An 18,680-nucleotide genomic window follows, 5' to 3' on the forward strand; every position below is an offset into this window, starting at 1 on the left:
AGCCCCCATGACAAGCCTGAATTCCCCCGCCCATGGCTGGACGCCTTCGCGCCGCGGCCTGATGGTCGCTGCCGGCGCCGGCCTGGCCGCACCCTGGGTCGGCGCGCACGCGCAGGGCAAGATCGCCGGTGGCAAGCCGATCACGCTGGTGGTCTCCTACCCGCCCGGTGGCGGCGCCGACCTCATGGCCCGCACCATCGCTCCCAGACTGGAAGCCGCGCTGGGCCAGACCGTCGTGGTGGAGAACAAGGCCGGTGCCAGCGGCCAGCTGGCGGCCGGGCATGTGGCGCGCGCGGCCGCCGACGGCAGCGTTCTGCTGCTGGACGCATCGTCCTTTGCGGTCACCCCATCGCTCTTTCCCAAGCTGCCGTACAACGCCGCCACCGCATTCACCCCGCTGGCGGTGCTGGCCACGTTCCCCAACGTGCTGGTGTGCACGCCGAGCTTCGAAGCGAAGAGCGTGAAAGACGTGATCCGCTTGGCCAAGGCCGGTCCGCTGAACTACGCGTCGTCCGGAAATGGTTCGGCCCAGCACCTGGCCGGCGCCTTGTTCGAACAGCGCGCGGGCGTGACCCTCACCCATGTGGCCTACAGAGGCGGCGGCCCGGCCATGAACGACGTGATGGGCGGCCAGGTGCCGCTGTTCTTCGCCAACGTGGCCTCGTCGCTGGGCCACATCAAGGCCGGCAAGCTGCGCGCCCTGGCCGTCACCAGCACGCTGCGCGCCCGCTCCCTGCCCGACGTGCCTACCATGGCCGAGGCCGGCGTCAGCGGCTACGAGGTGCTGGAGTGGAACCCCATCCTGGCGCCCGCCGGCCTGCCGGCCGACGTGAAGGCCACGCTCGTGGCCGCCATCCGCAAGGCCCTGGAAGACGCCGAGGTGCTCGGCCGCATCCGCCAGCTCGGCGGCGACGTGTTTGCCGACGCCAGCCAGCAGAGCGCGGGCAAGTTCATCGCCGCGCAGCAGGCACTGTGGGCCAAGGTCATCAAAGAGCGCGGCATCACCATCGGATGACCCGGACTCCAGAAGCCATCCAGCCTGGCTGGGACTGCCATGTGCACGTGTTCGACCCCACGCACCCGGCACAGGCAGGCCACTACCAGCCGGTGCTGCGCGACCTGCCCGAGATCGAGCAAACCGCCACGGTGCTGGGCGTGGGCCATCTCGTGCTGGTGCAGCCCAGCGTCTATGGCACCGACAACGACCTGATCCTGCGGGCGCTGACCCGCGAGCCGGGCCGTCACCGGGGCGTCGTGGTGCTGGACACCACCGTCTCCGACGCCGAACTCGACACCATGCACAGCCTGGGCGTGCGCGGTGTGCGCTTCAACCTGGTCTCGCCGGTGGGCAATGGCCCCGAGGCGTTTCGCGCGCTCGCGCCGAGGCTGAAAGCGCGGGGCTGGCATGTGCAGTGGTACGCCAGGGCCGACCAGCTCTCAGCCATCGCCGAAATGCACGAGGGCAGCGGCCTGACCGCCGTGCTCGACCACCTCGCCGGCCTGCACCCGGGCATCGGTACCGACGATCCCGCCTGGGTCGCCCTGCAGCGCCTGGCGGCGCAGGGCGCGTGGGTCAAGCTCTCGGGCTGGTACCGGCTGCAAGCCAGCGCGCCCTATGACGCGCTGCATGCCCACATCCAGCGTGTGGCGCAGACGATGGACGAACACCTGGTCTGGGGTTCCGACTGGCCGCACACCGCCTTTCACCACGACGCCCTGCCCCCCTACGAGAGCGTCTGGCAGCCGGTGGTGCAGGCGCTCGGCGAGGCCCGCGCCGCCGCCGTGCGCACCGCCGGCACCTTGCTCTACACCTGAACACCGGGGAGACTCGCGCCATGCGCATCCTGCTCGCCGAAGACGAAACCGAACTGGGCACCTGGCTGGTCAAGGCGCTCGCGCAGAACGACTTCCAGGTCGACTGGGTCAACGACGGCCGGCTGGTGCGCCGCAGCCTCAAGGCCACGAAGTACGACGCGCTGATCCTCGACCTGGGCCTGCCCGGCCTGGGCGGGCACGACGTGTTGTCCGACCTGCGCGAGGCCGATGAGCGACTGCCCGTGCTCATCCTCACCGCGCGCGATTCGCTCATGGAGCGCGTGAGCTGCCTGCACGGCGGCGCCGACGACTTCCTGGCCAAACCCTTCGACGTGGCCGAGCTGGAGGCGCGGCTGATCGCGCTGATCCGCCGCTCGCGCGGGCAGGAGCACCCGCGCTTTGCCTGCGGGCCGCTCAGCTACGACAGCGCGGCCAAACAGTTCCGCCTGCAGCACGAGGTGCTCAGCCTCACGCCGCGCGAACACGCGGTGCTGCGCGCGCTGATCCAGCACCCGGGCGAACCGTTGTCGAAGCGTGAACTGCTCGAACGCGTGTTCTCCGACGAGCAGGACGTGAACCCCGAGGCCATCGAGGTGCTGATCCACCGCCTGCGCAAGCGGCTCGAAGCCTCGCCGGTGCGCATCGCCACGCTGCGCGGCCTGGGCTACCAGCTCGAAAGCGCCGCGTGACACCGCTGTCGTGGTCGCGCGCGAGCATCCGCCGCTTTCTGCTGGTGCTGCTGCTGCCGGGCCTGGGCGCTGTCATCGCCGGTGAACTCTGGCTGGGCTGGCGCACCGCCAGCGACGCCGCCGACGCAGCCTACGACCGCTCCCTGCTGGGCGCGGTCAAGTCCATCGATTCGAGCATCTCCACCGCCAGCGGCGGCATCGGCGTGGAACTGCCCTACCGCATGCTCGAATTCTTCGAGCTGACCGCGCAGGGTCAGGTGTTCTACCGCGTCGCCACCGAAGACGGGCTGGTGGAAATCGGCAGCGCCGATCTGCCCGCGCCACCCCGGCCGCTGCAGACCGGCCAGCCGCAGTTCCACGAGGGTGAGTATCTGGGGCGTGCGGTGCGCGTGGGCAGCTACGCGCGCGAGCTGAACCCGCCGCTGGCCGGGCAGAGCGGGCCGCAGCGTGTGGTGATCCAGGTGGCGGAAACGCTGGAGGCGCGCAATCACTTCCGACGCGGGCTGGTGCTGCAGTCGCTGGCGCGCGACGTGTTGCTGATGGTGGCGGCCACCGGCCTGCTGGCGCTGGCCATCGCCTGGGCCATGCGCCCGCTGGACCGGCTGCGCCAGGAGGTGGACGCGCGCGACCCGCAGGACCTGACGCCGGTGGACGACACCGGCGCGCCGGCCGAGGTGCGGCCGCTGGTGCAGGCCATCAACCACCACATCGAACGCAACCGCGAACAAGCCGAAGCGCGCCGCCGCTTCATCGACGACGCCTCGCACCAGCTGCGCACCCCACTGACCACGCTGGCCACGCAGGTGGCCTACGCGCAGCGCGAGGCCGACCCGTCGGCGCAGCGTCAGGTGCTGGACAAGATCCGCGCGCAGCTGGACGAGACCATCCGCCAGACCAACCAGATGCTCTCGCTGGCCCGGGCCGACAGCGCGCCGCCACAGCGCCAGCCTTTCAACGCGGTGGCCCTGGCCGAAGCCCTGGTGCGCCAGTGGTGGGGGCCAGCGCGCGAGCAAGGCGTGGACCTGGGGCTGGACGCGCCGGACCACCCGCTGCCGCTGAGCGGCGAACCCGACCTGCTGCGCGAGGCGCTGGCCAACCTGCTGCACAACGCCATCCGCCACGGCGGCGCGGGCTGCCACGTGACGCTGACGGTGCGCGGCGGAGCGGAGGGTGAGGTGCAGATGGCGGTGATGGACGACGGCCCGGGCCTGCCGCCCGACGAGCTGGCGCGGGCGGGCGAACGCTTCTTCCGTGGCCGTGGCGGTGCCCTGCCCGGCTCCGGTCTGGGCCTGGCCATCGTGCGCACCGTGGCCCAGCGGCACGGTGGACAGATGCGGGTGGCCGCCGGTCCCGAGGGCCGGGGACTGGCCGTCACGCTCACCTTGCCGGCAACGCCGGCACCCGGATCGGCTCCGGGTTAACCCTCGGCTTTTGGCCGGATGTCTGAAAGCGCGTTGAAAGTACCCAGTTTCTACAGTGCCCTCATCGCAGCACATTCCGCTGCGAGGATTCCACCCCATTGAGGAGACACCTTCATGAGCATCGCTTCCAAGTTCATCGCCGCCGCCGTTTCGGCCGCCGCGCTCACCGCCACCGCCAACCCGCTGGACAAGACCGAGTGCATCGCCCCCGCCAAGCCCGGCGGCGGTTTCGACCTCACCTGCAAACTCGTGCAGAGCGCGCTGCAGGAGGGCAAGTTCATCGCCGACCCGATGCGCGTGACCTACATGCCCGGTGGCATCGGCGCCGTGGCCTACAACACCGTGATCGCGCAGAAGCCCGACGCGGCCAACGCCATCGTCGCCTTTTCGGGCGGCTCGTTGCTGAACCTGGCGCAGGGCAAGTTCGGCCGCTACACCGAAAACGACGTGCGCTGGCTCGCCGCCATCGGCACCGACTACGGCGCCGTGGTGGTGGCCGAGAACTCGCCCTTCAAGAGCCTGAAGGACGTGATGGCCGCGATGAAGGCCGACCCGACCAAGGTGGTGCTGGGCGCGGGCGGCACCGTGGGCAGCCAGGACTGGATGAAGGCCGCGCTGACCGCGCGCGCCGGCGGCGTGAACCCCAAGACCATGCGCTACGTGGCCTTCGAGGGCGGCGGCGAAGCGCTCACCGCGCTGCAGGGCGGCCACATCCACGTGTTCACCGGCGACGCGGCCGAAGCCCAGCAGCAGCAAAAGGCCGGTGCCAAGATCCGCATCCTCGCGGTGATGCACGACAAGCGCCTGACCGGCGACATGGCCAACATCCCCACCGCCGCCGAACAGGGCTACGACGTGGAATGGCCCATCGTGCGCGGCTTCTACGTCGGCCCCAAGGTCAGCGACGCCGACTACAAGGTCTGGGCCGACACCTTCACCAAGCTGATGGCCACCCCCGCCTACGACAAGCTGCGCAATGAACGCGGCCTGTTCCCCATGGCCCTGACCGGCGCGCCGCTGGACGCCTACGTCAAGAAGCAGGTGGCCGGCTACCGCAAGCTGGCCGAAGAGTTCGGCCTGAACGTCGTGCCGGCCAAGTGATCCCCGCGGGGCGTCGGCCCCGCTTCACGGCGCCACCCTCTGCGGTGGCCCGCTCGTCCCCCCTCTCTCACTGGAGTTTCACCATGAGTGACCGCGTCCTCGGCGCGGTGTGTGTTGTCGCGTCCGCCGCCATGGCCTGGGCCGCGCAAGACTACGCCGCCGCCATCTCTTACGAACCCGTCGGTCCGCGTGCCTTCCCGCTGCTGTTGGCCACCGGCCTGGGCCTCTGTGGCCTGTGGCTGGTGCTGCGCCCCACGGCCGGAGCTGAAGCGTTTCGCGGCGTGCCCTGGAAAACCACGGCCCTGTGCGCGGCCGCCGTGCTGGCCTACGCGCTGCTGTTCCAGTGGCTGGGCTTTGCACTGGCCACGGCGCTGATGGCGCTGCCGGTGGGCATGGCGTTCGGCGGCGGCTGGAAGCAGTCGCTCGCCGGCGGCGCTTCACTCGGTCTGGTGCTGTTCCTGCTGTTCGACAAGCTGCTGGACGTGGTGCTGCCCGCCGGCCCGCTGGCCGCTTTGCTCGGAGGAGGCTGACATGGACATCCTGCAACACCTGGTCGCGGGCTTCGGCGTCGCGCTGAGCCCGACCAACCTGCTGATCGCCGCCATCGGCTGCTTCATCGGCACCGTCGTCGGCCTGCTACCGGGTCTGGGCCCCATCAACGGCGTGGCCATCCTCATGCCGCTGGCCTTTGCCATGAAGCTGCCACCGGAAACCTCACTGATCCTGCTGGCGGCCGTCTACATCGGCTGCGAATATGGCGGGCGCATCTCGTCCATCCTGCTCAACGTGCCGGGCGACGCGGGCGCGATCATGACCGCGCTCGACGGCTACCCCATGGCGCGCCAAGGCCTGGGCGGCGTGGCGCTGTCCATCTCGGCCTGGAGCTCGTTCGTGGGCTCACTGGTGGCCACGGTTGGCATCGTGCTGTTCGCGCCGTTGCTGGCCAGCTGGGCGCTGTCCTTCGGGCCGGCCGAGTACTTCGCGCTCATGTGCTTCGCCTTCGCCTGCATCGCGGGGCTGATGGGCGACGCGCCGGTCAAGGCCGGGCTGGCGGCCATCATCGGCCTGTCCATGTCCTGCGTCGGGCTCGATTCGAACTCGGGTGTCTACCGGTTCACCGGTGGCGACATCCACCTCTCCGACGGCATCCAGTTCGTGGTGGTCGTGATCGGCGTGTTCTCCATCAGCGAATTGCTGTTGATGCTGCAGGAGCACCACAGCAACGCCGGCCTGGTGACGCAGACCGGACGCATGCTCTTCAACTGGAAGGAACTCAAAGCCACCTGGTGGGGCACGCTGCGCTCCAGCGTGGTGGGCTTCGGCGTGGGCGTGCTGCCCGGTGCGGGCGCCACCATCGCCAGCGCCATGACCTATTCGATGGAGAAAAGCCTGACCGACACCGAAGGCACGTTCGGCAAGGGCGACATCCGCGGCGTGGCCGCGCCCGAAGCGGCCAACAACTCGGCCGCCACCGGCTCCTTCGTGCCCATGCTCACGCTGGGCGTGCCCGGCTCGGGCACCACGGCGGTGATGGTGGGCGCGCTCTCGCTCTACAACATCACGCCCGGCCCGGCGCTGTTCACCCAACAGCCCGACCTGGTGTGGGGCCTGATCGCCTCGCTGTTCCTGGCCAACGTGATCCTGCTGGTGATGAACATCCCGCTGGTGGGCGTGTTCACCAAGGTGCTGAGCGTGCCCAACTGGCTGCTGGTGCCCGGCATCGTGGCCGTCAGCAGCGTCGGCGTGTACGCGGTGCACGCCACCACGTTCGACCTCATGCTCATGACCGCGCTGGGCTTCGTGGCCTACCTGCTGCGCAAGCAGGGCATCCCGATGGCGCCGCTGATCCTGGGCTTTGTGCTGGGCGACATGATGGAACAGAACCTGCGCCGCGCGCTGTCCATCAGCAACGGCGACGCGGCCATCCTCGTGGGCAGCCCCATCACCATCGGCCTGTGGGTGGCGGCGGCGCTGATGCTGGTGGTGCCCATTGGGATGCGTTTGCTGGCGGGTCGGCGCGCTACAACGGCCGCGGCGGCCTGACCTCCTGCACCAGGCGCGAACTCAGGTCTTCGCCGCCTCGCCGTGCAACCACGACAGGAACGCCTCGACCGCCGGGCGCTTGGCATGGCGCTCGGGGTAGACGGCAAAGTGCGCCTTCACGCGGATGGCCTGGGCTGTGCCGAACGGCGCCTTGAGCCTGCCATCGGCGAGGTGGCCGCCCGCATTCACCGCACTCTCCAGCGCCACGCCCAAACCTTGGGTTGCCGCGTCGAGCGACATCTGGGCCCGGTCGAAGCGCAGCGAAAAACGGTCGGGCGCGCGCAGTTTCGCAAAGCGGCCGAACCAGTCCGACCATTGCACGATGCTCACATTGCTCTGAATCAGCGGCACCTCCAGCAACTGCTCGATCCGCTTGAGCTTGTGCGCCTTGATGAAGGCCGGACTGGCCAGGGGCACGATGGCTTCTTCGAACAAGGGCTCCACCACCAGATCGCCCCATTGCGGGATGCCGTAACGGATGTCGATGTCGGCCTGGCCGAGCGCGAAGTCGCTGGGGGTGTGGGCGGCGGAGAGGTTCAGCGAAATGTCGGGGTAGGCCTGCGCGAAGCGGTGCAGGCGCGGCATGAGCCAGAGGCTGGCGATGCTGGGCGCCGAATGCACGTACAGGCTATTGCGGATGCCCTGGCGCAGATCGTCGGTCGCCGACGAAATGGCCGACAGCGCCGCGCCCACGTGCAGCAGGTAATGCTCGCCCGCCGGGCTCAGGCGCACGCCGTGCGCACTGCGCTCGAACAGGCGGATGTCCAGTTGCGCCTCCAGCCGCGAAACCTGGTGGCTGATCGCCGATGCCGTGAGGTGCAGCTCGGCCGCGGCCAGCGCAAAACTGCGGCGGCGCGCCACGGCTTCGAAGGCTTGCAGGTTGGCGATGGGGGGCAAGGCGGACATGGGGTGAACCCTGTGGTTGGGTGACGATTTGTCATCTTACGCTGACATTTAATCGCTTGTCATCAACTTGAGCGGCTTCCAGAATCCGCTCCCAGAACAGGAGACAAGGCGCCCCCAGCCACACCACAAACGCCCCGTCCAGGGCGGTGCGTCTCCTGCCTTTGTTCCACCACAGGAGACTCGACACATGCTGCTCAAAGACCAGGTTGCCATCATCACCGGCGGGGCCGGCCTCAATGGCTTGGGGTTCGCCACCGCCCGACTGATGGCCGCGCAAGGGGCCAAGGTCGCCATCCTCGATCTGGAACGCGCCGAACCGGCCGCCGCCGCCGCGCAGATCGGCCAGGGCGCCATCGGCTTGGTGGCCGACGTGACGGACAAGGCATCGTGCGACGCCGCCGTGGCCGCGGTACTGCAGGCCTTCGGCCGCATCGACACCCTGGTCAACAACGCCGGCATCACGCAGCCGGTGAAAACACTGGAAATCACCGGCGCCGACTACGACCGCATCCTGGACGTGAGCCTGCGCGGCACGCTCTACATGTCGCAGGCCGTGCTGCCCACGCTGCGCGCGCAGCAGAGCGGCTCCATCGTCTGCATCTCGTCGGTATCGGCGCAGCGTGGCGGCGGCATCCTGGGCGGCCCGCACTACTCGGCCGCCAAGGCCGGCGTGCTGGGCCTGGCCCGTGCCATGGCGCGCGAGTTCGGCCCGGAGAACATCCGCGTCAACTGCATCACGCCCGGCCTGATCGGCACCGACATCATCAAAGGCAAGCTGACCGAAGAGAAGAAGGCCGAGATCGCCGAGACCATCCCGCTGGCCCGCCTGGGCCGGGCCGGCGACATCGCCGGCGCCTGCGTGTTCCTGGCCAGCCCGCTCTCGACCTACTGCACCGGCATCACGCTCGACGTGAACGGCGGCATGCTGATTCATTGACCCCCCCCGCGCCGCCTTCGGCGTCACCCCCCAGGGGGCGATGCCAGCCGACTGGCCAAGCCAGATCGGCGGCATCCCCAGCTGGTTCGCATCGCGCGGCGCACTGAGACCCTTTACCTTCACCCATAACCACTGGAGACAAACACCATGCAACGCAAGACCTTCACCCGCTCCCTGCTCGCCGTGGCTGCGCTGGCCGCCGCCCTGCCCCTGGCCGCGCAGGCCCAGGCCACCAAGCTGACCCTGGGCCACGGCGCCGCGCCGGGCAACCCGCGCCATGAGGCCGCGGTCAAGTTTGCCGAGGTGCTCAAGGCCAAATCGGCCGGCCGCATCGAGGTGCAGGTCGCTCCCTCGGCCCAGCTGGGCGACGACGCCGCCATGGTCACGGCCGTGCGCACCGGCGCGCTGGACATGACCGCCAACTCGCAGGGCGCGGTGTCGGTGGCCGTGCCCGAGTACGCGGCCTACGGCATGCCCTTCATGTTCTCCACGCCGGCCCAGGCCTTCAAGCTGCTGGACGGCCCGCTGGGCCAGGAGCTGGCGCAGAAATCGGCCGACAAGGGCATGGTGGTGCTGGGCTACTGGGACAACGGCATCCGCCACATGACCAACAGCAAACGCCCGATCGGCAAGGTCGAGGACATGAAGGGCCTGAAGATGCGCACCCCGCCCGACGCGGTGCTGGTGGACATCATGCAGGCCCTGGGCGCCGAGGCGCAGCAGATCAAGTTCGCCGAGCTGTACGTGGCGCTGCAGCAGGGTGTGGTGGACGGCCAGGAGAACCCGCTGGTCAACATCCACGCCAGCAAGCTGTACGAAGTGCAGAAGCACCTGGCGCTGACCAGCCACATGTTCCAGATGACGCCCTTCCTGATGAGCAAGCGCACCTGGGACCGCCTGAGCGACGCCGACAGGAAGGCCGTGCAGGACGCCGCCGCCGAAGCCACCGCACTGCAGCGCAAGCTCTCGGCTGACGCCGACGCCAAGCTGCTGGACGACCTGAAAGCCAAGGGCGTGCAGGTGACCACGGTGGACAAGGCCGCCTTCGCCAAGGCCACCGCCGCGGTGGACGACAAGTGGCTGGCCACGCCCATCGGCCCGTACCTGAAGAAGGTGATCGCGGCCGCCCGCTGATCGACCCAGGAGCTGTGTGATGAACCTCATCGAACGCGCCGTTGTCGGCCTGTGCCGTGTGCTGCTGTGGATCAGCACGGCCGTCATCTTCGTGATCCTGGTGGCCAACACCGTGCTGCGCTACGCCACCGGCAGCAGCCTGCAGTGGGCCAACGAAGTGCCCGAACTGCTGTTCCCCTGGCTGGTCATGTCGGGGGTGGTGCTGGCCGCGGCGCACGGGGCGCACATCACCACCAGCTTCCTGATGGACGCGGTGCCCGCCGCGCTGCGCCGCTGGACGGCCATCGGCACCTGGCTGGTGGTGGCCGCGCTCTACGGCACGCTGGCGGGGTCCACCTACCAGATGCTGGAGATCGTGCACGACGAGAAGTCGCCCATCCTGCAGGTGCCCGGTTCGCTGACCTACGGCTGCGTCATGGGCGGGCTGCTGATGCTGGGTCTGCTGGCGTTGAAGTCGGCCTGGAACGCCTGGACCGCGCCGCCGGTGGAACACCCGGCCGGTGAAGAACACGCCGTGCCCGAAGCGCACTGGTAAGCCCTCGCAAGACCCGCCAAGGAGCCCACCATGAGCGCCCTCATCCTGTTCGTCTTTCTCGGGGCGGCCGTGCTGGCCATGCCCATCGCCCACGCGCTGCTGGTCGCTGCCATGGCCGCCGCAGCGACCTCCGACCGCGTGCCGCTGGATCTGCTGGTGCAGCAGATGGTGGCGCAGGTGCAGAGCTTCCCGCTGATCGCCATTCCCTTCTTCATGCTCACCGGCTCGCTGATGATGGGCGGGCGCCTGGGCGCCGCCCTGGTCGGCGTGCTGTCCACGCTGATCGGCCGCTTCCACGGCGGCCCGGCGCAGGTGGGCGTGCTCTCGTCCACGCTGTTCGGTGGCGTCTCGGGCTCGGCGGTGGCCGACGCATCGGCCATTGGCTCGCTGCTGATCCCCTGGCACAAGCGCCTGGGCTACCCGCCGGCCTTCTCGGCCGCCACGCTGGCGGCGGCAGCGACCATCGACATCCTGATCCCGCCCTCGATCCCGATGATCCTGTTCGCGCTGACGGCCAACGCCTCCATCGCGGCGCTGTTCGTCGCCGGCATCCTGCCGGGCCTGCTGATGTGCGGCGGCTTCATGTTCATGTGCTGGTGGGTGGGACGGCGCCGCAACTTCCCGCGCGACACCACGCCCATCGACTGGAGCGTGTTCCGCACCCACCTGCTCTACGCCTCGCCGGCGCTGCTGCTGCCGGTGCTGATCGTGGTGTTCCTGCGCTTCGGCATCGCCACCCCGACCGAGGTGGCCGTGCTGTCCACGCTGTACGCGGCGGTCGTGTCGGTGGTGGTCTACCGCGACCTGTCGCTCAAGCGCCTGAACGACGCCGTGGTGTCCGCCGGCCTGGCCACAGGCGTGGTGCTGCTGGTGATCATGGCCTCGGCCGCCATCGGCTGGCTGCTCACCTACGACCAGATGCCCAGCGGCGTGGCGAACTGGGTGACGCAGAACGTGAGCCAGGACTGGATCGTGATCCTGATCATGAACGTGTTGATGCTGTTTCTCGGCATGTTCATCGACCTGCCCGCCGCCATCCTGCTGCTGACCCCCGTGTTCCTGCCGCTGGCCCAGAGCATCGGCATGGACCCGGTGCAGCTGGGCATCATGATGGTGGTGAACCTGGCCGTCGGCCTCTACACCCCGCCGGTGGGTACCACGCTGTTCATCACCTCGGCACTGGCCAAGGTCAAGGTGGGCCAGACGGTGCGCGAGCTCGGGCCGTTCTACCTCGTGGCCTTCCTGGTTCTGGCACTGGTCTCTTACGTACCGGCAGCCATCTTGCGCTGACCGCTTTCCTTCCGCTTTCACACAGGAGATTTCCATGACTTCCGCCGCAGACAAACTGCCGGCGCTGGCCCGGTGCGCCCATCGCATCCGCCGCTACGCCGTCCGCATGGGTGAGGTTCAGGGCCAGGGCTACATCGGCCAGGCCCTGGGCTGGGCCGACGTGCTGGCCGTGGCTTATGGCCACGCGCTGAACCTGCAACCGCAGAACCCCGAATGGGAAGGCCGCGACCGCTTCCTGCTCTCGCACGGCCACTACGCCATCGCCCACTACGCGGCCCTCATCGAGGCCGGCGTCATTCCGCAGGAGGAACTGGAAACCTACGGCAGCGACGACAGCCGCCTGCCCATGAGCGGCATGGCCAGCTACACGCCGGGCATGGAAATCTCCGGCGGCTCGCTGGGCCAGGGCCTGATCATCGGCGTGGGCATGGCGCTGGGCCTCAAGCAGAGGAAAAATCAGGCCTTCGTCTACAACTCCATGAGCGACGGCGAGCTGGACGAGGGCTCGACCTGGGAAGCCGCCATGTCGGCCGCCCACCACCGGCTGGACAACCTGATCTGCCTGGTGGACATCAACAACCAGCAGGCCGATGGCCCCAGCAGCCAGGTGCTGGGCTTCGAGCCGCTGGCCGACAAGTGGCTGGCCTTTGGCTGGCACGTGCAGCGCATCGACGGCAACGACCTGGCCGCGGTGCTGGCCGCCTTCGACACGGCGCGCCAGCTGAAAGAAGCCAAGCCCCGCGTGATCCTGTTCAACACGCTCATGGGCAAGGGCGTGCCCTTCCTGGAGACGCGCGACAAGAACCACTTCATCCGTGTCGATCCGCCCGAGTGGCAGCAGGCCCTCGCCATCCTCGACCAGACCGCCCCCGAAGGAGCCGCCGCATGAACACCGTCGCTGAAAAGAAACCGCGCCTGACCACCTCCGCCATGATCGCCTCCATCGCGGGCGAGGGGCAGCGCGTGAAGGCCGCGCCGTTCGGCAAGGCCCTGGTGGAACTGGCCGCGAACCGCCCCGAGATTGTGGGCATGACCGCCGACCTGGCCAAGTACACCGACCTGCACCTGTTCGCCCAGGCCTACCCTGAGCGCTTCTACCAGATGGGCATGGCCGAGCAGTTGCTCATGGGCGCGGCCGGCGGCATGGCCAAGGAAGGCCTGATCCCCTTCGCCACCACCTACGCCGTGTTCGGCACGCGTCGCGCCTACGACTTCATCCACCAGGTGATCGCCGAAGAAAACCTGAACGTGAAGATGTGCTGCGCCCTGCCCGGCCTGACCACCGGCTACGGCCCCAGCCACCAGGCCACCGAAGACGTGGCCATGATGCGCGGCATCCCCGGCCTGACCATCATCGACCCCTGCGACGCGCTCGACATCGAACAGGCCGTGCCGCAGATGGCCGCGCACAACGGCCCCGTCTACATGCGCCTGCTGCGCGGCAACGTGCCGCTGGTGCTGGACGAGTACGACTACCAGTTTGAACTCGGCAAGGCCAAGCGCCTGCTGGACGGCGACGAGGTGCTGATCATCTCCAGCGGCTTCATGACCATGCGCGCGCTGGAAGTGGCCAAGGCGCTGCAGGCCGACAACATCGGCGTGGCCGTGCTGCACTGCCCGACCATCAAGCCGCTGGACGAGGTGACCATCCTGGCCGAAGTGCTGCGCAAGCCACGCCTGGTGGTGGTGGCCGAGAACCACTCGGTGGTCGGCGGCCTGGGCGAAGCGGTGGCCAGCAGCCTGCTGCAAAACGGCGTGGCGCCCGCCAAATTCCGCCTGGCCGGCCTGCCCGATGCCTACCTCGACGCCGGCGCCCTGCCCACGCTGCACGACCGCTACGGCATCAGTACCGAGGCGCTGGCTGGCCGCGTGAAGGCCTGGCTGAGCTGACGGACATTCGGCGCGCCGCACGAGGCACCCCAACACGCCGCCACGTGGCCGACACCGCGTTCAGCTCTTCCCCAGAATCCGCGGCGCGATCTGCTGCACGTAGTACTTCACCGCGGGCAACGACAGGTGCCCGTAGTCGTAGCTCAGGGGCTCGGTGGAGCCGGATTCCATGCGCGACAGGCAGCCGTCGCGGTTGCAGAAAGAGTCCATCCCCGAGATGAATTCGATGCCCATGGCGGCGGCGCGTTGGCGCATCTCGGCGGTCGCGGCCTTCACGTGCGGGTCCAGGAACTCGTCACCCAGCCGCAGCGGCAGGCGCTGCCTGGCTTTCCACTCCTTCAGCAGCAGCTTGGGCAGATCTTCGCGCCAGTACGGCACCGCGCCGAGCAGCACGATGCGCTTGACGCCGGCCTTCTTGAGCTCGGCCACGGTCGGCTCCAGGCCGGAGGTGTCTTTGTAGCGGCCCTTGACCTTGCCCTCGTGCCACCAGGCGTAGAGCACGACGACGTCGGGTTTGGTCTCGCGAATGACCCGGATGGTGTCGTCGTTCAGGCTCCTGCAACGCGGGCGCGGCTCGATGCCCAGGATGGGCGGGCAGATCGCGGCCGTGCGCTCACCCAGGCCGAAACTGTATTGGCCGCTGTCCTGCAGCGCCTTGAACCCCGGGTAGAGCGAGCCGGCGTGCGAGTCGCCCCAGAGGAAGACCAGCGGGCGCTTCTTCTCGACGCAGAACGGCTTGTATTGGCTGGGCAGCGCCTTGAAATCCAGCATGCAGTCGCCGTCGCGCCAGCCCTCGGTGACGGCGGACCGCCCCCCTTTGGACGAGAGCGTGGCCAGCAGCGCCTGGGTCTGCTCGGGCGTGCCGTCGCTGGACGCCCGGTTGGCCGCCAGCATCTGCAGGCGCTCGGGCTGCCCTTCCTGCTGGTAGATGGTGAAGCCGGTCAGGCCAGAGAGTGCCACCCCGGCGCCCAGGGCCACCGTGGTGAAGCGCCACTGGCGCCAATGGCCAAAGCGGATCGGGCGCTCGACCAGCCGGTAGGTCAGCCAGGCCAGCAGCACGGCCAGCAACACCCAGCCAATCTGATGCAGCGCGCGCGGCGCCTCGCCCAATTCAATGTGTGGATAGGCCAGCAGCGGCCAGTGCCACAGATACAGGGGGTAGCTGATCAGCCCGATCCAGACCACGGGTTTGCTCGACAGCACGTACCGGTTGAACCACCCGCGCGGGCCGGCGGCGATCAGCAGGCAGGTGGCCAGGGTGCCCACGAAAGCCCAGCCCCCGGGGAACCGCCGCTCCGGGTGGAGCTTGAACATGACCAGGGCCAGCAGCGCGATGCCCAGGGTCGACAACCACTGCGCCCTGGCGCCGGAGCCCGGCTCCGCGGCCCCCGGGGCCGGGCGGCTGGCGGCCAGATAGGCCCCCATCATCATTTCCCAGAAGCGGCCCATCGGGTTGTAGAACGCCGCCGTCAAGTCCCGCCGCACCAGCCACAGGTTGACCGCCAGCGAGAGCAGCAGCAGGGCCAGGATCCAGACCTTCTTGGGCTGGTGGCTGCGGTGCAGCGCCAACAGGGTCAGCGGCCAGAAGATGTAGAACTGCTCCTCGATCGCCAGCGACCACAGGTGCAGCAGCGGCTTTTCAACCGCCGACGCATCGAAGTAACCCGCCTCCTGCCAGAAAGCAAAGTTGGACAGAAAGAAACTGCCCGCGAGCGCGTGTTTGCCCACCGCCTTGTATTCCAGCGGCGAGAGCACGAACCAGCCATAGACCAGCGTGAACGCCAGCACCAGAAACAGCGCCGGAAAGATCCGCTTGACGCGGCGGGCATAGAAGTCCGCGAAGCTGAGCCGGTTGCGCGCCAGGTTGTCCAGGATGATCGAACTGATCAGGTAGCCCGAGATCACGAAGAAGATGTCCACCCCGATGAAGCCGCCCGGAAAAAACTGGGGAAAGGCGTGGTGGATGACGACCGCAGAGACGGCAACGGCCCGCAGGCCGTCGATGTCTGGGCGGTAGTTGTCGGTGTGTGGCGGGTGCGACATGAGGCTGGGGTGAGGGGCAAAAAGGCAACTTCGCATCCTAACAAAGGCCTTGAAACGCCGTGACCGGCGGGTCGCGGCGGCTTCTGAGCCCTGCCCCACTGGACGGCGGCACCACTTGCGCCTACGCTCCCGCTCAGCACAAGGAGGGACTGACCATGGCCCATCGATTCGTGGCGCTGCGCGCAGACGGCAAACCCTCGTACCTGTACGAGAGCAACCGCAAGACCAAGGCCCGGCAAGTCCTCTGGGGCGACTACCTCAACATCCGCCAGGAACTGGGCGACGGCTGGCTGGAGGTGGACTGGGCGCCACGCTCGCCCACCGCCCGCCGCACGCTCTACATCCCCGAGCAGGACGTGGTGACCCAGCGCCCGCTGGAGATCATCTTTGTCGACGTCGGCCAGGGCGACGGCGCCGTCGTCGTCTCGCCCGAACGCGGCGCGCACGAACGCATCATGGTGATCGACGCGGGCGAGGCCGGCAACATGAACGCCTTTCTCAAAGCGCGCTTCCAGACCTACGCCGGCTTCAACTTCCACGCCGCCGTGCTCACCCACCCCGACCAGGACCACTACCAGGGCTTCCTGCAGCTGTTCCAGAACCCGCAGGTCGGCTTCAAGACCGTCTACCACAACGGCCTGGTGGAGCGCCCCGTGCCCGGCACCTGGGACAAGATCGGCCAGCCCGTGGTCGACGGCGCCACCGGCCGCGCCTACATCCACGCCCTGGCGGTGGACCGCCCGGCCATCGAGGCGGCGTTTGGCGGCGTCACCGACGACACACGCTACCTGTTCCCACGCGTCATGAAAGCCGCGCTGGACAACCCCAAGATTGGCGACATCCGCATGCTCTCCACCACCCACGCCCAGCAAGAGCAGGGCCTCGCGTGGATGCCCGGCTTCGGCCCCTCGGACCAGCGGGGCTACACCATCCAGGTGCTGGGCCCGGTGGTGGAGCCCGATGCGCAGCAGGCGCCGCGGCTGCGCCGCTTCAACTCGTACGGCGAAACCAAGAACGGGCATTCGGTGTTGCTCAAGCTCAGCCTCGGCCGGTTCAGCGTGCTCTTCGGCGGCGACCTCAACCTGCCGGCCGAAAAATTTCTGCTGACGCACTACGCCGGCCTGGACGCCTGGCCCCGCGAAGGCAGCGCCGCCTACCAGCAGATGATCGACACCGCGCGCGCCACCCTGAGCGCCGAGGTCATGAAGTCGTGCCACCACGGTTCAAGCCAGGTGACCGACGCCTTCCTGCAGGCGGTGCACCCCGCGGCTTTCGTGATCTCTTCGGGCGACGCGGAAGGCCACGTGCACCCCCGGCCCGACCTGCTGGGCCGCCTGGGCGCCGCCGGCCGCGGCGCGGCGCCGGTGATCCTGTCCACCGAGCTGCAGCGCTCCACGCGCGCGCAGGAAAACCGCAAGACGGTGGACGCCCTGCTGGCCCGCGTGGACGCCCTGAGCGCTGGCATCACCCCGGCGCAACTGGAGCGCATCAAACAAGACATACGCCAGCTGGGCAGCAGCAACGTGGAGGTGTACGGCGCCATCTACCTCAAGACCGACGGCGAACGGCTGATGACCGCGTTCCGCATCGAAAGCGGCTCGGACACCAAGAAGTGGTTCTACTTTCTTTACGCCTTCAACGCGGCGGGGGAGTTGGAGCTGAGTTGAGCAAGCCACCACTTCCATCGACACCCTGCATGTACGTCCCCACCACGGGCCCACCTGGAACTACCAGGTCGTGCACGCCCACGGCCGCCAGCGCGTGCGCGACGAAGAAGCCTATCTGCGTGGCGTGCTCGCGCGACTCACCCGCGAAAACGAACAGCACTCCCAACAGGCCAGGCCCTGGAAGATGGGCGATGCACCGGCGGACTACATCAACGAACGGTTGAAAGACATCGTCGGCATCGAGATTCAAATCACCCACCTGGCGGGCAAGTCCAAGCTGAGCCAGAACCGCGAAGCGCGCGACCGCCTGGGAGCCGCCGAGGGAGTGGCGGGATTGGGAAATTCGGAGACGGCGGAGGCCATGCGCGGGGCTGGGGAGGCGTGAAGAAGGGGAGCTGTTTTCGGCCAGCTCCGATCATCCGATCAGCCAGAAAACGCCCTCGCCACCGATGGTTTCCGCCGATTGAGCCCATGCCCCGGAATGGCGGTTTCTGCGGCGAGCCAGATACCACTTTGAAGCTGCGAGGGCTCAGGATCCGGGCTGTGTCACCGCGACCAACCTGAGGCCCTTGCCGCGACTGAAGAAGTACTCACCTTGCGGACTGATGACGACGGCGCGTTCCGCCGCAGGGTCCGAGAAGTAACGCCACCCGTCACCAGGTTGGCCCGCGCCGGCAGTGGTGGGCACGGCCTGCATCCCGTGGTCGACCCAGTCATCCGGACGCGTGCGCTTGGTCTTTTCGCGGTTGCGACGGTTGTCGCTTACTTCATACCGGTCCGCATGCTCGTCGCGTTTGCGAGAGTCCCATGCCAATCGAATATCTTCTTTGCCATGGCCGGACAGAAGCCCCACGCCAAGGTCCGCGCGGTATTCGCGGGCATCGGCCAGCGACAAGGTACTGGTGGCTACGGCCAACATGCCTAGCGATGCAAGAAGTATGGTCTTGTTCATGATGAAGTCCTCTGCGTGCAATCCCAGTCGACATTGACTGTGGGTTCAGTCTGCACATGCCGTGATGTATAGACGCTGAAGAACTCGTTCACCAGTCGTTCAGCTGGCCCTCCCCCGTCGCTTGCGCGCCAATGGAGCACGCTGGCCACAAAGGGTGGGCGTCGACAAGCCTCGTGGACGCCCGCCCTGGTGAATGTCCGCAGAGCCGAGCTTGACCCGTTGGAGCGGTCCGGCACCGGAAACGTCGTCAGCGTGCA

The 18,680-nt window shown here is 68.3% G+C and carries 18 protein-coding genes; 15 read left to right on the forward strand and 3 right to left on the reverse strand.

Annotated features, from left to right (window positions below):
- Positions 1–7: 7 nt before the first annotated feature.
- From AC07YZ_RS21965 to AC07YZ_RS21995, 7 genes are all read left to right on the forward strand, one after another.
- A complete protein-coding gene (locus AC07YZ_RS21965; protein ID WP_494796345.1) occupies positions 8–1,015 on the forward strand; it encodes a tripartite tricarboxylate transporter substrate binding protein in 1,008 nt (335 codons plus the stop codon).
- Positions 1,012–1,815, forward strand: coding sequence for an amidohydrolase family protein (locus AC07YZ_RS21970; RefSeq protein ID WP_494796346.1), 804 nt, complete (start codon positions 1,012–1,014; stop codon positions 1,813–1,815). The genes AC07YZ_RS21965 and AC07YZ_RS21970 overlap by 4 nt, the downstream gene beginning before the upstream one ends.
- 20 nt (positions 1,816–1,835) lie before the next feature.
- Positions 1,836–2,504 carry a response regulator gene (locus tag AC07YZ_RS21975; RefSeq protein WP_494796347.1) on the forward strand — a complete coding sequence of 223 codons (669 nt, stop codon included), beginning with the start codon at positions 1,836–1,838 and terminating at the stop codon, positions 2,502–2,504.
- Positions 2,501–3,925 carry a sensor histidine kinase gene (locus AC07YZ_RS21980; protein ID WP_494796348.1) on the forward strand — a complete coding sequence of 475 codons (1,425 nt, stop codon included), beginning with the start codon at positions 2,501–2,503 and terminating at the stop codon, positions 3,923–3,925. Before AC07YZ_RS21975 ends, AC07YZ_RS21980 begins: the two co-directional genes overlap by 4 nt.
- 114 nt (positions 3,926–4,039) lie before the next feature.
- Positions 4,040–5,026, forward strand: a complete 987-nt coding sequence (locus AC07YZ_RS21985; RefSeq protein WP_494796349.1) for a Bug family tripartite tricarboxylate transporter substrate binding protein — start codon at positions 4,040–4,042, stop codon at positions 5,024–5,026.
- An 83-nt stretch (positions 5,027–5,109) separates the two neighbouring features.
- Positions 5,110–5,556, forward strand: coding sequence for a tripartite tricarboxylate transporter TctB family protein (locus AC07YZ_RS21990; protein ID WP_494796350.1), 447 nt, complete (start codon positions 5,110–5,112; stop codon positions 5,554–5,556).
- Between the two features lies 1 nt (position 5,557).
- Entirely contained in the window at positions 5,558–7,069 is a 1,512-nt protein-coding gene (locus AC07YZ_RS21995; RefSeq protein ID WP_494796351.1) for a tripartite tricarboxylate transporter permease, read from the forward strand.
- Between the two features lie 21 nt (positions 7,070–7,090).
- Here AC07YZ_RS21995 and AC07YZ_RS22000 read toward each other — a convergent pair whose 3' ends face one another.
- Entirely contained in the window at positions 7,091–7,975 is an 885-nt protein-coding gene (locus AC07YZ_RS22000; protein WP_494796352.1) for a LysR substrate-binding domain-containing protein, read from the reverse strand.
- 187 nt (positions 7,976–8,162) lie between these two features.
- Between AC07YZ_RS22000 and AC07YZ_RS22005 the strand changes: the two genes are divergently transcribed.
- The 6 genes from AC07YZ_RS22005 to AC07YZ_RS22030 all read left to right on the forward strand — a co-directional run bounded on the left by AC07YZ_RS22005 (position 8,163) and on the right by AC07YZ_RS22030 (position 13,761).
- Positions 8,163–8,912: an SDR family NAD(P)-dependent oxidoreductase gene (locus tag AC07YZ_RS22005; RefSeq protein ID WP_494796353.1), complete on the forward strand. Its 750-nt coding sequence runs from the start codon at positions 8,163–8,165 to the stop codon at positions 8,910–8,912.
- A gap of 147 nt (positions 8,913–9,059) precedes the next feature.
- Complete coding sequence (locus AC07YZ_RS22010; RefSeq protein ID WP_494796354.1) at positions 9,060–10,046, forward strand: TRAP transporter substrate-binding protein; 987 nt, start codon at positions 9,060–9,062, stop codon at positions 10,044–10,046.
- A 19-nt stretch (positions 10,047–10,065) separates the two neighbouring features.
- Positions 10,066–10,581 carry a TRAP transporter small permease gene (locus tag AC07YZ_RS22015; protein WP_494796355.1) on the forward strand — a complete coding sequence of 172 codons (516 nt, stop codon included), beginning with the start codon at positions 10,066–10,068 and terminating at the stop codon, positions 10,579–10,581.
- A gap of 30 nt (positions 10,582–10,611) precedes the next feature.
- The gene (locus AC07YZ_RS22020; RefSeq protein WP_494796356.1) at positions 10,612–11,871 is read left to right on the forward strand and encodes a TRAP transporter large permease; all 1,260 of its coding nucleotides are present in this window, start codon (positions 10,612–10,614) and stop codon (positions 11,869–11,871) included.
- A 34-nt stretch (positions 11,872–11,905) separates the two neighbouring features.
- On the forward strand, positions 11,906–12,760 hold the full coding sequence (locus tag AC07YZ_RS22025) for a transketolase (RefSeq protein WP_494796357.1): 855 nt from the start codon (positions 11,906–11,908) through the stop codon (positions 12,758–12,760).
- Positions 12,757–13,761 carry a transketolase family protein gene (locus tag AC07YZ_RS22030; protein WP_494796358.1) on the forward strand — a complete coding sequence of 335 codons (1,005 nt, stop codon included), beginning with the start codon at positions 12,757–12,759 and terminating at the stop codon, positions 13,759–13,761. The genes AC07YZ_RS22025 and AC07YZ_RS22030 overlap by 4 nt, the downstream gene beginning before the upstream one ends.
- Positions 13,762–13,821: 60 nt before the next feature.
- On the opposite strand, the gene AC07YZ_RS22035 is transcribed toward AC07YZ_RS22030, so the two are convergent.
- The gene (locus AC07YZ_RS22035) at positions 13,822–15,804 is read right to left on the reverse strand and encodes an acyltransferase family protein (RefSeq protein WP_494796359.1); all 1,983 of its coding nucleotides are present in this window, start codon (positions 15,802–15,804) and stop codon (positions 13,822–13,824) included.
- A 155-nt stretch (positions 15,805–15,959) separates the two neighbouring features.
- On the opposite strand from AC07YZ_RS22035, the gene AC07YZ_RS22040 reads away from it, so the two are divergent.
- Positions 15,960–17,471, forward strand: coding sequence for a ComEC/Rec2 family competence protein (locus AC07YZ_RS22040; RefSeq protein WP_494796360.1), 1,512 nt, complete (start codon positions 15,960–15,962; stop codon positions 17,469–17,471).
- A gap of 25 nt (positions 17,472–17,496) precedes the next feature.
- On the forward strand, positions 17,497–17,856 hold the full coding sequence (locus AC07YZ_RS22045; protein WP_494796444.1) for an FMN-binding negative transcriptional regulator: 360 nt from the start codon (positions 17,497–17,499) through the stop codon (positions 17,854–17,856).
- Between the two features lie 144 nt (positions 17,857–18,000).
- On the opposite strand, the gene AC07YZ_RS22050 is transcribed toward AC07YZ_RS22045, so the two are convergent.
- A complete protein-coding gene (locus tag AC07YZ_RS22050; RefSeq protein WP_494796361.1) occupies positions 18,001–18,423 on the reverse strand; it encodes a hypothetical protein in 423 nt (140 codons plus the stop codon).
- Positions 18,424–18,680: the final 257 nt, after the last annotated feature.

It is taken from the genome of Hydrogenophaga sp. GW101-3F08, assembly GCF_059424585.1.

Bases quoted from the DNA above. Each gene is read 5' to 3' on its own strand.
- AC07YZ_RS21970 (WP_494796346.1), top strand. From the start codon at position 1,012: ATGACCCGGACTCCAGAAGCCATCCAGCCTGGCTGGGACTGCCATGTG.
- AC07YZ_RS22020 (WP_494796356.1), top strand. From the start codon at position 10,612: ATGAGCGCCCTCATCCTGTTCGTCTTTCTCGGGGCGGCCGTGCTGGCC.
- AC07YZ_RS21990 (WP_494796350.1), top strand. From the start codon at position 5,110: ATGAGTGACCGCGTCCTCGGCGCGGTGTGTGTTGTCGCGTCCGCCGCC.
- AC07YZ_RS22040 (WP_494796360.1), top strand. From the start codon at position 15,960: ATGGCCCATCGATTCGTGGCGCTGCGCGCAGACGGCAAACCCTCGTAC.
- AC07YZ_RS22010 (WP_494796354.1), top strand. From the start codon at position 9,060: ATGCAACGCAAGACCTTCACCCGCTCCCTGCTCGCCGTGGCTGCGCTG.
- AC07YZ_RS21965 (WP_494796345.1), top strand. From the start codon at position 8: ATGACAAGCCTGAATTCCCCCGCCCATGGCTGGACGCCTTCGCGCCGC.
- AC07YZ_RS22015 (WP_494796355.1), top strand. From the start codon at position 10,066: ATGAACCTCATCGAACGCGCCGTTGTCGGCCTGTGCCGTGTGCTGCTG.
- AC07YZ_RS22050 (WP_494796361.1), bottom strand. From the start codon at position 18,423: ATGAACAAGACCATACTTCTTGCATCGCTAGGCATGTTGGCCGTAGCC.
- AC07YZ_RS22025 (WP_494796357.1), top strand. From the start codon at position 11,906: ATGACTTCCGCCGCAGACAAACTGCCGGCGCTGGCCCGGTGCGCCCAT.
- AC07YZ_RS22005 (WP_494796353.1), top strand. From the start codon at position 8,163: ATGCTGCTCAAAGACCAGGTTGCCATCATCACCGGCGGGGCCGGCCTC.
- AC07YZ_RS22000 (WP_494796352.1), bottom strand. From the start codon at position 7,975: ATGTCCGCCTTGCCCCCCATCGCCAACCTGCAAGCCTTCGAAGCCGTG.
- AC07YZ_RS21985 (WP_494796349.1), top strand. From the start codon at position 4,040: ATGAGCATCGCTTCCAAGTTCATCGCCGCCGCCGTTTCGGCCGCCGCG.
- AC07YZ_RS22030 (WP_494796358.1), top strand. From the start codon at position 12,757: ATGAACACCGTCGCTGAAAAGAAACCGCGCCTGACCACCTCCGCCATG.
- AC07YZ_RS21975 (WP_494796347.1), top strand. From the start codon at position 1,836: ATGCGCATCCTGCTCGCCGAAGACGAAACCGAACTGGGCACCTGGCTG.
- AC07YZ_RS22035 (WP_494796359.1), bottom strand. From the start codon at position 15,804: ATGTCGCACCCGCCACACACCGACAACTACCGCCCAGACATCGACGGC.
- AC07YZ_RS21995 (WP_494796351.1), top strand. From the start codon at position 5,558: ATGGACATCCTGCAACACCTGGTCGCGGGCTTCGGCGTCGCGCTGAGC.